The sequence below is a fragment of the Streptomyces sp. 6N223 genome, from assembly GCF_052246635.1.
GTDB lineage: Bacteria > Actinomycetota > Actinomycetes > Streptomycetales > Streptomycetaceae > Streptomyces.
In genome coordinates, this window is the sequence record NZ_JBQQCA010000009.1 from 47,013 (window position 1) to 59,150 (window position 12,138).

Annotated in this window: 12 protein-coding genes and 2 riboswitches; of the genes, 7 read left to right on the forward strand and 5 right to left on the reverse strand. The window is 72.8% G+C overall.

Annotated features, from left to right (window positions below; all coding sequences use genetic code 11):
* Window positions 1-116 precede the first annotated feature (116 nt).
* A complete protein-coding gene (locus tag ACTWQH_RS08560) occupies window positions 117-1,046 on the reverse strand; it encodes a LysR family transcriptional regulator (RefSeq protein WP_443285773.1) in 930 nt (309 codons plus the stop codon).
* Between the two features lie 225 nt (window positions 1,047-1,271).
* On the opposite strand from ACTWQH_RS08560, the gene ACTWQH_RS08565 reads away from it, so the two are divergent.
* Window positions 1,272-1,988, forward strand: a complete 717-nt coding sequence (locus ACTWQH_RS08565) for a DUF4232 domain-containing protein (RefSeq protein WP_443285774.1) — start codon at window positions 1,272-1,274, stop codon at window positions 1,986-1,988.
* 27 nt (window positions 1,989-2,015) lie between these two features.
* On the opposite strand, the gene ACTWQH_RS08570 is transcribed toward ACTWQH_RS08565, so the two are convergent.
* On the reverse strand, window positions 2,016-2,774 hold the full coding sequence (locus ACTWQH_RS08570; RefSeq protein WP_443285842.1) for a CPBP family intramembrane glutamic endopeptidase: 759 nt from the start codon (window positions 2,772-2,774) through the stop codon (window positions 2,016-2,018).
* A 194-nt stretch (window positions 2,775-2,968) separates the two neighbouring features.
* Window positions 2,969-4,459, reverse strand: a complete 1,491-nt coding sequence (locus ACTWQH_RS08575; protein ID WP_443285775.1) for a glutamate--cysteine ligase — start codon at window positions 4,457-4,459, stop codon at window positions 2,969-2,971.
* A gap of 335 nt (window positions 4,460-4,794) precedes the next feature.
* Between ACTWQH_RS08575 and ACTWQH_RS08580 the strand changes: the two genes are divergently transcribed.
* The gene (locus ACTWQH_RS08580) at window positions 4,795-5,352 is read left to right on the forward strand and encodes a hypothetical protein (protein ID WP_443285776.1); all 558 of its coding nucleotides are present in this window, start codon (window positions 4,795-4,797) and stop codon (window positions 5,350-5,352) included.
* Window positions 5,353-5,467: 115 nt separating this feature from the next.
* On the opposite strand, the gene gcvP is transcribed toward ACTWQH_RS08580, so the two are convergent.
* Window positions 5,468-8,386: an aminomethyl-transferring glycine dehydrogenase gene (gcvP, locus tag ACTWQH_RS08585; protein ID WP_443285843.1), complete on the reverse strand. Its 2,919-nt coding sequence runs from the start codon at window positions 8,384-8,386 to the stop codon at window positions 5,468-5,470.
* 63 nt (window positions 8,387-8,449) lie between these two features.
* Window positions 8,450-8,573: riboswitch (glycine riboswitch) on the reverse strand.
* A riboswitch (glycine riboswitch) is annotated at window positions 8,574-8,672 on the reverse strand.
* A 184-nt stretch (window positions 8,673-8,856) separates the two neighbouring features.
* Here gcvP and ACTWQH_RS08590 point away from each other — a divergent pair.
* From ACTWQH_RS08590 to ACTWQH_RS08600, 3 genes are all read left to right on the forward strand, one after another.
* A complete protein-coding gene (locus ACTWQH_RS08590) occupies window positions 8,857-9,216 on the forward strand; it encodes a PRC-barrel domain-containing protein (protein ID WP_443285777.1) in 360 nt (119 codons plus the stop codon).
* A 732-nt stretch (window positions 9,217-9,948) separates the two neighbouring features.
* The gene (locus ACTWQH_RS08595; protein ID WP_443285778.1) at window positions 9,949-10,173 is read left to right on the forward strand and encodes a hypothetical protein; all 225 of its coding nucleotides are present in this window, start codon (window positions 9,949-9,951) and stop codon (window positions 10,171-10,173) included.
* Between the two features lie 28 nt (window positions 10,174-10,201).
* Window positions 10,202-10,453: a hypothetical protein gene (locus tag ACTWQH_RS08600; protein WP_443285779.1), complete on the forward strand. Its 252-nt coding sequence runs from the start codon at window positions 10,202-10,204 to the stop codon at window positions 10,451-10,453.
* A gap of 57 nt (window positions 10,454-10,510) precedes the next feature.
* Here the strand turns inward: ACTWQH_RS08600 and ACTWQH_RS08605 are convergent, their stop codons facing one another.
* Window positions 10,511-11,482 (reverse strand): helix-turn-helix domain-containing protein, encoded by a 972-nt coding sequence (locus tag ACTWQH_RS08605; protein ID WP_443285780.1) that lies wholly within the window; start codon window positions 11,480-11,482, stop codon window positions 10,511-10,513.
* A 126-nt stretch (window positions 11,483-11,608) separates the two neighbouring features.
* On the opposite strand from ACTWQH_RS08605, the gene ACTWQH_RS08610 reads away from it, so the two are divergent.
* Together ACTWQH_RS08610 and ACTWQH_RS08615 are read left to right on the forward strand one after the other, a co-directional pair.
* Complete coding sequence (locus tag ACTWQH_RS08610; RefSeq protein WP_443285781.1) at window positions 11,609-11,833, forward strand: hypothetical protein; 225 nt, start codon at window positions 11,609-11,611, stop codon at window positions 11,831-11,833.
* Window positions 11,830-12,093: a hypothetical protein gene (locus ACTWQH_RS08615; RefSeq protein WP_443285782.1), complete on the forward strand. Its 264-nt coding sequence runs from the start codon at window positions 11,830-11,832 to the stop codon at window positions 12,091-12,093. Before ACTWQH_RS08610 ends, ACTWQH_RS08615 begins: the two co-directional genes overlap by 4 nt.
* Window positions 12,094-12,138: the final 45 nt, after the last annotated feature.

The window sequence follows — 12,138 nt, forward strand, 5'->3', positions numbered from 1 at the left end:
GTCATGCCCCCCCGTACGCCCGGGGCACCGGTGCGCGGCTCAGCCGCGGCGCGGGCCGCGGGCACGCCTGAGCGGCGGGGCGCGGCCATTGCCTGACTCGGTTGCGCCGTCAGGCGTCAGGCCGTCGGGCGTCGGGCCGTTACGCCGGCGCGGGCAGGGGCGGCCGCACGGAGGGCGGCGACCGCGGCGCGGACGGCGGGCCTGCGGCCGGCGTCGGCCCGCCACAGGGCGTACACGTGACGGATGATCGCGCGCCGCACGGGCACGACCGCCACGCCCGCCGGCACCGGATCCCGGCCCAGGCGGGGCGCCACCGCCACGCCCAGCCCCGCCGCGATGAGGGCGAGCTGCGTGTGGTGCTCGGCGGCGGTGTGGACGACCCGCGGCTCGATGCCCTTGCCCCGAAGCGTCAGCATCAGCCAGTCGTGGCAGATCGCGCCGGGCGGCCAGGACACCCATGGGTCGCCGGCGAAGTCCTCCAGGTCCACCTCGTCCCGCCCGGCCAGCGGGTGGCCGGCGGGCATCGCGATGTCGGCGACGTCGTCGAAGAGCGGCGCCTTCGCCAGCCCGCCGGGGAGGGCGAGCGGCCGGTTGTACCAGTCGAGGACGACGGCCAGGTCGATGTCGCCGCGCACCAGCGCCGCCACGGCGTCGTCGGGCTCGGCCTCGCGCATCGGGACGCGCAGCCGCGGGTGCTCGGCGTGCAACGCCGCCAGGGCGCGCGGCAGCAGGCCGCGCGCCGCGGAGGCGAACGCGCCCAGCGGCAGCTCGCCCACGGCCTGGCCGCGGTGGGCCTCCAGGTCGGCGCGGGCGCGCTCGACCTCGCAGAGGATGCGTTCGGCGTGCTCGGCCAGCAGCCGCCCGGCGTCCGTCAGCCGCACACCGCGGCCGTTCTTCATCAGCAGCCGCTGGCCGGTCTCCCGCTCCAGCTTGGCGAGTTGCTGGGAGACCGCCGAGGTGGTCACGTGCAGCGCGAGGGCGGCGCCGGTCACCGAGCCGTGGCTGTGGACGGCATGCAGGACGCGAAGGCGGTCGAGGCTCAACACATCAGGAATGCTACGCAGTCGGCCCGGTCATTCCGTGGCCCGGCTACACGGCCGGGCGGCCACCGCCGGCCGCGGGCGTGCGGCGCGGCGGAGGGGGAACCTGCCAGGCAGCGGCTCCGTCGAAACGGCGGGCCGCATGGCCGTCATCCCTTCCCTCACCTTCTCCCCCTCCCCCGCTCTCATCCGAATCTCCTCCGTCCAGCCAGACTCCCTCCGGAGGACCCCATGGCGTATCACCCCGCACGCGCCGCCGCGATCGTCGTGCTCTCCGCGCTCACCGCGCTCACCGCCGCCGGCTGCGCCTCCCCCGACGAGGACTCCTCTACCGACAACCGCGCCGGGACCGGCGACCGGCCCGGCGCCGAAGCGTCCGCCGAGCCGTCGCCGCCCGGCTCCCCCGCCGAGCCGTCCGACGGGTCGCCGCAGGACGCCTCGGGCGGCGCCGACCAGGAACAGCCGTCCGGGCACAACCCGAGCCAGGACCAGGACCAGGACCAGGACGCGGACGACGGCGCGCCCTGGTGCGCGGCCGAGTCGCTGTCCGCGTCCCTGACGCCGCTGAGCCCCGGGGCGGGCAACCGGTACGCCGCGCTGGTGCTCACCAACACCTCGGACACCGCCTGCCGCACCCAGGGCTGGCCCGGCCTGCAGCTCGTGACGGCCGACGGCGAGGAGATCCCCACCACCACCGTGCGCGACGACTCCGCCGGCGCGCGGCCGCTGACCGTCGAGCCGGGCGGCAGCGTGCACACGCAGCTGCACTGGACCGTCGTGCCCAGCGACGCGGACCCCGCCACGGGCTGCGGGCCCGAACCGGCGTCGCTGCGGGTGATCCCGCCGGACGAGTACGGCGCCACCTCGGCCGAGTGGGAGCTGGGAGCGGTCTGCGGCGACGGCCGGATCGAGGCGCTGCCGCTGGAGGCGGGCGAAGGGCCGGGCTGAGGACCGGCTGTGGGCCCGGGCCCGGACTCAGGCGGTGGGCAGCCAGTCGACGCGGCCGGCCAGCAGGGCGTAGCCGACGAACGCCACGATGTCGATGAGCGCGTGCGCCACGACCAGCGGCATGACCCGGCCCCAGCGCCGGTAGAGCCAGACGAAGATCACACCCATCGCCAGGTTCCCGGCGAAGCCGCCGAGTCCCTGGTAGAGGTGGTAGGTGCCGCGCAGCACCGAGCTGGCCATCAGCGCCGCGCCCGGGCCCCAGCCGAGCTGGCCGAGCCTGCGCAGCAGGTAGCCGACGACGATCACCTCCTCCAGCACGGCGTTCTGCACGGCGGAGGCGATCAGCACCGGGATCTTCCACCACACGTCGGGCAGCGACTCCGGCACGACCGTGAGGCTGGCCCCGGCGGCGTGGGCGCCGAGGTAGAGCAGCAGCCCGGTGCCGCCGATGCCCGCGGCGACGACCGCGCCCCAGGCAAGGTCGAAGCGTGGGCGGCGCACGTCGAAGCCGATCAGGCCCAGTCCGGGAGCGGACCCGCCGGCGGCCGGTTCGCGCGTCAGCAGGTGGGCGACGAGCGCGACGGGCACGAGCGCGGTGGCGATGCCGAAGAGCTGCCAGGCCAGATCGAGCCAGGGCCGGCCGGGCGCGCTGGAGGTGTTGAGGTTGGCCGCCTGGTCGGCGAGGCCGCCGGGGCGGGTGATGACGCCGGCGAAGCGGATCAGCGCGGCCACGGCGCTGGCGCCCAGGGACAGGGCCAGCACCAGCAGCAGCTCGCGGCGCAGCACGCGGTGCGTGGGCGCCGGGTGCTGCGCGGCGTCGGCCGCCTGGCCGCCCTGGCCCTGCCCATGGCCCTGGTCCTGCCCATGGTCCTGGTCCGGCTTCAGCCGCACTGTGTCTCCGTTCGACGTGCCGACGCCTGGGCACACCGTGGGGCGGTCACGTGCGGACACGGGCGAGCGCGCGGGCGGCGGCGGAGACCCTAGGGCCCGGCGACCGGCCAGCTGTGCACGGGGGCGTCCGTGCGCGACAGCGCACCGTACCGCTCGACGAGCCGCCGGAGCGCCGTGGCGCGGTCCGCGCCGCCCGCCACCTCACGGTGATAGACCAGAGTCTGCCAGGCCGCCCCGGTGACGCCGCGGCGGCATCTCTCCTCGATGACCGACAGGTAGTGGTCGCGGTCGGTGGCGGCGACGCCGCAGGCATCGAGGCCCTGGGCGGCCAGCGGCAGCAGGTGCTCGCGGATCAGGCGGACGGCCGGCAGCCGCCGGGGGCCCTCGGCGTCGGGCCAGCTCAGCTCGGCGTCGATGCCGTGGCGGCAGGCGGCGAGGAAGTTGCCCTCGGCGGCGGCGAACGGCAGGCGCCGCCATACCGGGTCCGGCTGGTCGGTGAGCGCCCTCACCAGGCCGTAGTAGAAGGCGGCGTTGGCCACGGTGTCGGTGACGGTGGGCCCGCTGGAGAGCACGCGGTTCTCCACCCGCAGGTGGGGGACGCCGTCGACGACGGCGTAGACCGGGCGGTTCCAGCGGTAGACGGTGCCGTTGTGCAGGGCGAGCTCGGCCAGGCTCGGCACGCCGCCCGCCTCGATGACGGCGAGCGGGTCCTCCTCCTGGCACACGGGCAGCAGCGCCGGGAAGTAGCGCAGGTTCTCCTCGAACAGGCAGGTGGGCCCGGTGATCCAGCGTTCGCCGAACCAGGTGCGGGGGCGTACGCCCTGGGCGGCCATCTCGGGCGGGCGGCTGTCGGTGGCCTGGAGGAAGAACGGCGGCCGCGACTCGTGCCACAGCTCGCGGCCGAAGACGAAGGGGGCGTTGGCGCCGACGGCGACCTGCGCGGCGGCCGCCGCCTGGGCGGCGTTCCAGGTCGCGGCGAAGCGCTCGGGGGTGGTCTGGAGGTGGAGCTGGACGGAGGTGCAGGCGGACTCCGGGGCGATGGAGTCGAAGGAGCGGGTAAGGGTCTCGGCGCCGGCCAGGTCCAGGGAGATCCGCTCGCCGCGCGCGGCCATGATCTGGTCGTTCAGCAGCGCGTACCGGGCCGCCTGGGAGAAGCTGTCGGGGACCATCTGCTCCTCGGTGATGGTCGGGAGAACGCCGACCATCACGACCTGCGCGTCGAATTCCCCGGCCATTCGGTCGGCGTATCCGAAGGCGATGCGCAGCTCTTCGGCCAGATCGTCGAAGACTCTCGCGACCAGGCGTCTGGGGGCGACATTGAGTTCCAGCGTGAATTTTCCCAGCTCGGTCTGGAAATCCCGGGTGGCCATTCGCGCGAGGACCGCGTCGTTGACCATTCGGGGAACGCCACGGGAATCGGCCAGGTTCAGTTCGATCTCCAGGCCGACGAGATCGCGGGGGCGGTCGAAGCGGCCGTCCGCCAGGAGGCGCCGCAGCCCCTCCAGACACTCCCGCAGCCGGGCGCGGAAGAGCTGCCGGGCAGCCAGATCGAACCGGTCGGCGGCGACCTTCGCCCCCATGGCACACCTCCAGCGTCGTGTACCGCCCCGTCGCGCGGTGTCCCCAAGCATGCCCACGTCACGGCGCCGGTAACACGCGCCGGGCTTCGCCGCCCGCCCTCACGGCATATTCCATCGGAATAATTCTGAGTCCGCGGGCCGATCGGGGGCCACCCGGCGGCAATCCGCGCGCCATCGATCCGATCCCGCGGCCTGACGGGCGGCTCGATTTGTGCTTGCCGAAACCTGGCGGGTCAGCTATTGGAAACATAGGGCCAACAAGGCTCGTATATGCTCCGCGACGCTGTGTCTCCCACCGAAGAGGCGACCTACTCCTGAGCGAGAGGCGACCCATCATGCCCCTGAGAATCCATCCGGCGCCCGCTGCCGCCGAGCGCAGCGTCCGCGCGGCGCTCCATCCGGCGACCGCGCATTCGCCGCATCCGCTGCACGAGAATCGCACGGCACTCGCCCCGGCGCTGCCGCTGCCGGTTCACCGGCTGTCGCCGGTGTCCTCACCCGACGACTCCCTCCACGCCCGGCTGACCGGCTGGCGCTTCCTGCTGGAGCGCGGCGGCAAGGCCGTCGGCGCCGCGGAGACCATGCTCACCGCGGACGGCTGGACGTTCTCCCACTTCCTCGAAGGCCCCTACGTCTCCTCCTCCGAGCGCGCGGTACGCCGCGCCGAGTCCCTGTCCGCGACCTACCAGCCGCGGCTGCTGTCGCTGCCCGAGCGGTACATGCTGACGCTCTGGCTGCACGCCGACGCCGCGGCCGACCCCGCGGCGGGCAGCCCCGGGCCCGATGACCTGCTGGTTCCGCTGGCGCCCGCGCCTCCCGGCATCGCCGCGGACACCGCGATCGGCACCGACGAGCTGGTGGCGCTGCTGACCACACGGCTGGCGCCCGCCTGACGGGCGGACGCGGGCCGCGAGCGGCCCCGGGGCCGGTCGCGCAACGGCGCGGGACCGGCCCCGGGGTCTCGGCGAACGCCCCCGCCCCACCCCGCCCGGCGTGGGCCGCCGCGCCTCACGCCTCGTGGTCCGGCACCGGCGGGCAGGAGCAGACCAGGTTGCGGTCGCCGTAGGCGCCGTCAATGCGCCGCACCGGCGGCCAGTACTTGTCCTGCCGCGTCACGCCGCCGGGGTAGACCGCCTCCTGCCGGGTGTAGGGGTGCGTCCACTCCCCGCTGAGCTGCTCGGCGGTGTGCGGGGCGTTCGCCAGCGGGTTGTCCTCCCGCGGCCACTCCCCCGACGCGACCCGGTCGATCTCGGCGCGGATGGCGATCATCGCCTCACAGAATCGGTCGAGTTCGGCTAGATCCTCGCTCTCGGTCGGCTCGATCATCAGCGTCCCGGCGACCGGGAACGACATGGTCGGCGCGTGGAACCCGTAGTCGATCAGCCGCTTGGCGACGTCGTCGATGGTCACGCCGGTCGCCTTCGTCAGCGGGCGGATGTCGATGACGCACTCGTGGGCGACGAGCCCCTTCGGCCCGGTGAAGAGCACCGGGTAGTGCGGCTCCAGGCGCCTGGCGACGTAGTTGGCGCTCAGCACCGCGAGCTGGGTGGCCCTGCGCAGCCCGTCGGCGCCCATGAGCCTGAGGTACGCCCACGAGATGGGCAGGATGCCGGCCGAGCCCCAGGGCGCCGCCGAGACCGGCCCGATGCCGCCGCCCTCCGGTCCGGCGGCGGGCTGCAGCGGGTGGCCGGGCAGGTAGCGGGCGAGGTGGGCGCGTACCGCCACCGGGCCGACGCCCGGCCCGCCGCCGCCGTGCGGGATGCAGAACGTCTTGTGCAGGTTCAGGTGGGAGACGTCCGCGCCGAAGCGGCCGGGGCGTGCCAGCCCGACGAGGGCGTTGAGGTTGGCGCCGTCCACGTAGACCTGCCCGCCGGCGTCGTGGACGGCGGCGCAGACCTCGGCGATGCCCTGCTCGAAGACGCCGTGGGTGGAGGGGTAGGTGACCATGAGCACGGCGAGCTCGTCGCGGTGGCGGGCGATCTTCTCGCGCAGGTCGCCGGCGTCGATGTCGCCGTTCTCCCCGGTGGCGACGACCACGACGCGCATTCCGGCCATGGCGGCGCTGGCGGCGTTGGTGCCGTGGGCGGAGGAGGGGATGAGGCAGACGGTGCGCCGCGCCTGGCCCCGGTCGCGGTGGTAGGCGCGCACCGCGAGCAGCCCGGCGAGCTCGCCCTGGGAGCCGGCGTTGGGCTGGAGGCTCACCGCGTCGTAGCCGGTGATCTCGGCGAGGCGTTCCTCCAGCTCGCGGATGAGGGCGAGGTAGCCCTCGGCCTGGTCGAGGGGGGCGAAGGGGTGCAGCTCCGCGAACCCGGGCCAGGTGATCGCCTCCATCTCGGCGGCGGCGTTGAGCTTCATGGTGCACGAGCCGAGCGGGATCATGCCCCGGTCCAGGGCGTAGTCGCGGTCGGAGAGGCGGCGGAGGTAGCGCGTCATCGCCGCCTCCGAGCGGTTCCGGTGGAAGACCGGGTGGGTGAGGTACTCGTCGCGGCGCAGCAGCTCAGCGGGCAGCGCGTCGGGGGTGCGGGCGTCGAGCGCGTCGATGTCGCCGGCGCCCGGGAACAGGCCGGGGGCGGCCCCGGCCCTGGCGAACGCCGCCCAGACCGCGGCGAGATGGGCGCGGGTGGTGGTCTCGTCGCAGGCGATGCCGACGTGGTCGGCGTCGGTCGGCCGCAGGTTCACCCCGGCCTCGCGGGCCGCGGCGACCACGGCGGCGGCCCGGCCGGGCACCCGGGCGGTGACGGTGTCGAAGAAGGCGCCGTGCGCCACCTCGGCGCCGCCCGCCTCCAGCCCGGCGGCGAGCACGGCGGCGTACCGGTGGGCGCGGCGCGCGATCGCGGCCAGGCCCTCGGGGCCGTGGTAGACGGCGTACATCGACGCCATGACGGCGAGCAGCACCTGGGCGGTGCAGATGTTGCTGGTGGCTCGCTCGCGCCGGATGTGCTGCTCGCGGGTCTGCAGCGCCAGCCGGTACGCCCGCTCCCCCGCCGCGTCGCGGGAGACGCCGACGAGCCGGCCGGGCAGGCTGCGGGCGTACGCCCCGCGCACCGCCATGTACCCGGCGTGCGGCCCGCCGAAGCCGAGGGGGACGCCGAAGCGCTGGCTGGAGCCGACCGCGACGTCGGCGCCGAGGTCGCCGGGGGAGGCGAGGAGGGTGAGGGCGAGCAGGTCGGCGGCGAGGATGGCGACGGCGCCCAGGTCGTGCGCCCGCTCGATGACCGCGCGCGGGTCGCGGACGGCGCCGCCGGCCCCCGGGTACTGCAGCAGCATGCCGAAGACGCCGCGCTCGGCCACGGCGTCGGGGATGCCCTCGCCGAGGCCGGCCACCACGACGTCGATGCCGAGGGGCTCGGCGCGGGTCCGGATGACGGCGATGGTCTGCGGCAGGCAGTCGGCGTCGACGAGGAAGACACCGTCCTTGGCGGTCGCCACCCGGCGGGCCAGGGCCATGGCCTCGGCGGCGGCGGTGGCCTCGTCCAGCAGGGAGGCGCCGGCGGTGGGCAGGCCGGTCAGGTCGGCCACGACGGTCTGGAAGTTGAGCAACGCCTCCAGCCGGCCCTGGGAGATCTCCGGCTGGTAGGGGGTGTACGCCGTGTACCAGGCGGGGTTCTCCAGGACGCCGCGGCGGATGACGGGCGGGGTGACGGTGCCGTGGTAGCCCAGGCCGATCATGGGCTGGACGACGGTGTTGCGGGCGGCCAGCGCGCGCAGCTCGGCGAGCGTGTCGGCCTCGTTCAGCGGCGGCGGCAGGCTGAGCGGCCGCGTGGCGCGGATCGCGGCGGGCACGGCCGCGGCGGAGAGTTCGTCCAGGGATCCGTAGCCGACCTGGGCGAGCATCTTGGCCTGCGCCGCGGCGTCGGGTCCGATGTGCCGGTCGGCGAAGGGGGTTCCGCGTTCCAGGGCTGTCAGTGGGATGCGCTGGGCCATCATCTGCTGGGGGCTCCTCCCGGTCACGGGTGACCTCGGGGCGCCGGGGCAGGGGTGCCCCGGGCGGCCTCCCCCTCTGTTGCGTGACCTGAGAGCTTCGCCGCGGCCGCGTCCGGACCACGGCTTGCACCGTCGGTGAGGGAGGATGCCGCGTCCGGGGCGCGGGTCCCGCCCTGCTTTCCAGAGTGGTCTGGCTCGCGCGGTTCGGAGGCCTGAGAGATTCCGGGGAGGAGTTGCTCCTTCGGCGCCCGCGGCCTGGGCGACCGCAGAACTCTCCCGCGCGAGTTTGTCAACCGGTTCCGAGCGTACCAGCGCGGCTTTTCGCCGGCGTTTCGGCCGCAGGGCGACATCGGAACGCTGGGCAGATTGTGCCTTTCGTAGGGTAATAGGAGAATGATGGCACCGAGGCGCGACACGAGGGGCACCGGACGGAAGGCGTGTCACTGGCCACGTGGGGATGACTTGGAGGAACCGTGCAAACCGACATCGACCCGCGCAACCTGATCGGGCGCAAGGCGTTCGACCGCACTGGCACCAAGATCGGCACGGTGGACGAGGTCTACCTGGACGACGCCACGGGCGCGCCCGAGTGGGCCGCGGTGCGCACCGGGCTGTTCAGCCGGGACGCGTTCGTGCCCCTCGAGCCGAGCGAGATCGTGGACGACGCCCTGCGGGTGCCGTTCGACCGGTCGCTGATCCGGCAGGCCCCGGACTTCGGGGTGGGACGGCACCTGTCGCCCGAGCAGGAGCTGCAGCTGTACCACCACTACGGGCTGAGCCCTGGGCGTGACCAGTGGCAGAGCCCCGACGAGTCGCCTGACCTGGGCAAATAGCTTTCGCTGACTGCGGTCGCCTTCCGCCATTTTCGGGTGTCTTGTGTCCTGCATGTGTCCAGGGAGGCGCCTAAGCCATTCGAGCCTGCTCCGAGCTCCATGGTGCGAGGCTGGAAGAGAGCCACGAAGAAGATGATCACAATACCCGAGAACATCCGGATGGCCTACTTCGACCTGAAGCTGCACAAGAGGGACGGGCCAGCCGCAAGCTGGGAGATCTCCGTCGATGTCTCAGCTCCCCACTCAACCGGCCGCAGTGCCGTGGCTGGGGGCGCGAGGGAGCCTGCCCTCGGCCGAGGAGAGTGACGAGATCCTGAGGGAGAACGGCTACGGCACCGAGGATCGTGTCACAGAGAGTGGCGAGACTGTCCTCCGGACGACGAGTGGTCGTGGTCGGAGGTCGAGACCCAAGGTGTCGATGTCGCACTCCGGGCGACTAGGCGAGTCGGCAAGCTGTCGGAGTGAGTGACGACCCTGACCGACCACTCCTTTCACCGAGGCCGGTATCAGGCCACCGTCACCGGCTGGGCCCACCAGATGTTCCGCGTGCTGAGCGAGTGAGGAGGACCGGAGCAGGGCGACCATCCCGTCCCGTTCCCGGGGAAGGGAGAAGCGATGCCTTACGCACGACTGGCTGCTGGGGCAGTCGCAGCCCTGGCCATCGGGGGTGCCGTGACAGTCACAAGTTGTGGCGGTGGCGGTGGTGAGAGCGAAGCGGAGGCTTGCGCCAGCGTGGCCGAAGACTTCTACACGGACATCATCGAGGCGGACACGTTCGGTGAGGCGCAGGCCGTGGGGCCACGGTACGGGGTGGAGATAGAGAAGAAGCTTGGCCCCCAACTGCCCGAATGCGACGACCTGACGCCAACGCAGGAGAACGAGGTGGTGAACGAGGTCGGGGACCTGCAAAGGGAAGCCGAAGCGCACATGACCGAACTGTTCTTCGACCGGCCCTGACCCCCACCCGCAACCAAAGGAGCCCGACATGACCAGAGCGCAGCAGATGTGGCTGGGTGTAGGACTGTTCGTGATCTGGCTGATGACCCCCACGCTGGGCGTCGTGGTCGATGTCGTGATGACTCTCGTACTCGCCGCCGCGTACGTCGGGATCACCGAGCCCATGGTCAGGAAGAAGAAGGAGGCCAAGAAGGAGGAGGCCAAGAAGGAGGAACTGGCCAGGTACGAACAGTACGAGCGCTACCGCGATGAGTACGACAAGAAGCACCGGAGTGAGTAGACCCCCCATACCGACCCCCGGCCGCCTCTCCATGTTGTCCAAGGCCCGGGGGTCCCCCTATCTCGCCTCCACGGCCTTACGCAGCGCCTCCCGGTGCTCCCACGTCCACGGGGCGTCCCGCAGCTCCTCCGGCAGCCCGGCCAGCCCGCCAGTGAGGTGGTCCACAGCCTCGTCGTACCGGCCCAGGGCCAGGGTGCACAGCCCCATGTTGAGCCGGTTGAACTCCGGCGTAAGCCAGTACGCGGTGTCCGGCGGCGGCAGGGAGGCAGCCTCGTCGGACAGCCGCTCCGTCTCCTCCGCCACGCGCAGCGCCTGGTCGACCTCCCCCAGCTCCGCCATCCCGGCAGCCGCCTGGAGCATGTCACCGAGGCGCTGAGCGGGATGCGCCCCAGGGGTGTGGGCGGCGGCGTAGTACCAACGGGCTACGGCCTGGTGCCGTCCCTGCTGCCGCGCCAGGTATCCCTTGAAGTTCAGCGCCTGCGCGGCGAGGGTGCCGTTGCCGATCTCGTCTGCCAGGTCCAGCGCGTCGTTCAGTAGCTTCACGGCCTTGGCATCCTGGCGCACCTGGGCCAGCATCCACCCGCCGAACTGGATGAACTCCGAGCCGACCTCCGCCAGCCGGTCACGGTGCGGCCCCCGGGCACCCTTGAGCATGCGGGTGACCTCCCTTATCTGGGTGAGGGTCGCCGGGAGCACCGACTGAGGCTTGGCCGTGTCGTCCAGGCGCCGGTACGCGGAGAGCACGCCCGCCAGAGCGTCCACGGTGCCCGCGTCCAGACGGGACGGCCTCTTGGCGCTACGGGCTACGCGGGAGGCGTCGTCCGGGTTCAGCACGGTATCGGCCAGCGCGCCACCGGCCCCCACCAGGTCGTCCAGCGCCCTCGCCAGCCTGGGCGAGGGGGCCTGCTTCCTGTTCAACACGCGGGATATGTACGCGAGGTCGTAGTTGGTCGCGCTCGCGGCGGCCTTCATCGAGTAGCCGCTGTCGCGCAGCGCCCGGCGGGCCAGATCGGCGGAGTCGTCGCTCACGGTGAACCTCGGTGGGGTTGACCAGGGGCCTCCATGGTAGTCAAGCCAGGTCAACTCCCGCGTGAGCATGGTTATCCCGACGATGGCGGGACCAGAAACCCTCCACCGTGACGGGAGCACCCCCTTATGCCGCTCACGCCCGTCGAACCGGTCCGCGACGAGGCCCAGGAGATCGTCCAGCAACTCAAGGCGGCCCTGGCCGCCCACGGCATAGTCCTCCCCTCCCTGAACGTGGACCTGCCCAGCTTCGCCCACCTCACCGGCGAGGCACTGATCGAACTCGGCCGGGTCAACCAGGAGACCGCTCGCGCCCTCATCGCCCTGGCCACGCGGGAGGGGCCGAGAACATGAGCAGCCCCACCACGCCCATGCACGCCAAGCTGCCATGGCCCAAGGGGACGCTCGTGGTGGACACCGAGACCGGTCTCCGGGGGCACCTGATCGCGGTGGTCACCGAGAGGCTGAAGAAGACCGACAGGGTGGTCTCGGAGACCGCGTTCGTCCGGCCCGAAGGCGGCGGGGTGGAGTGGTCCGCGCATTTGGAGCGCATCAAGCCCGTCGAGACCCACGCAGCCTGCCAACGACCGACTGATCCAAACGAAACTGCCTAGCCTTACCAACCGGGGTGGGGAGGGGCCGCTCAGCATTCGTTACGG

Coding starts and splice junctions, on each gene's coding strand:
- ACTWQH_RS08565 (WP_443285774.1), top strand. CDS start 1,272: ATGGCGTATCACCCCGCACGCGCCGCCGCGATCGTCGTGCTCTCCGCG.
- ACTWQH_RS08575 (WP_443285775.1), bottom strand. CDS start 4,459: ATGGGGGCGAAGGTCGCCGCCGACCGGTTCGATCTGGCTGCCCGGCAG.
- ACTWQH_RS08580 (WP_443285776.1), top strand. CDS start 4,795: ATGCCCCTGAGAATCCATCCGGCGCCCGCTGCCGCCGAGCGCAGCGTC.
- gcvP (WP_443285843.1), bottom strand. CDS start 8,386: ATGATGGCCCAGCGCATCCCACTGACAGCCCTGGAACGCGGAACCCCC.
- ACTWQH_RS08600 (WP_443285779.1), top strand. CDS start 10,202: ATGACCAGAGCGCAGCAGATGTGGCTGGGTGTAGGACTGTTCGTGATC.
- ACTWQH_RS08610 (WP_443285781.1), top strand. CDS start 11,609: ATGCCGCTCACGCCCGTCGAACCGGTCCGCGACGAGGCCCAGGAGATC.
- ACTWQH_RS08615 (WP_443285782.1), top strand. CDS start 11,830: ATGAGCAGCCCCACCACGCCCATGCACGCCAAGCTGCCATGGCCCAAG.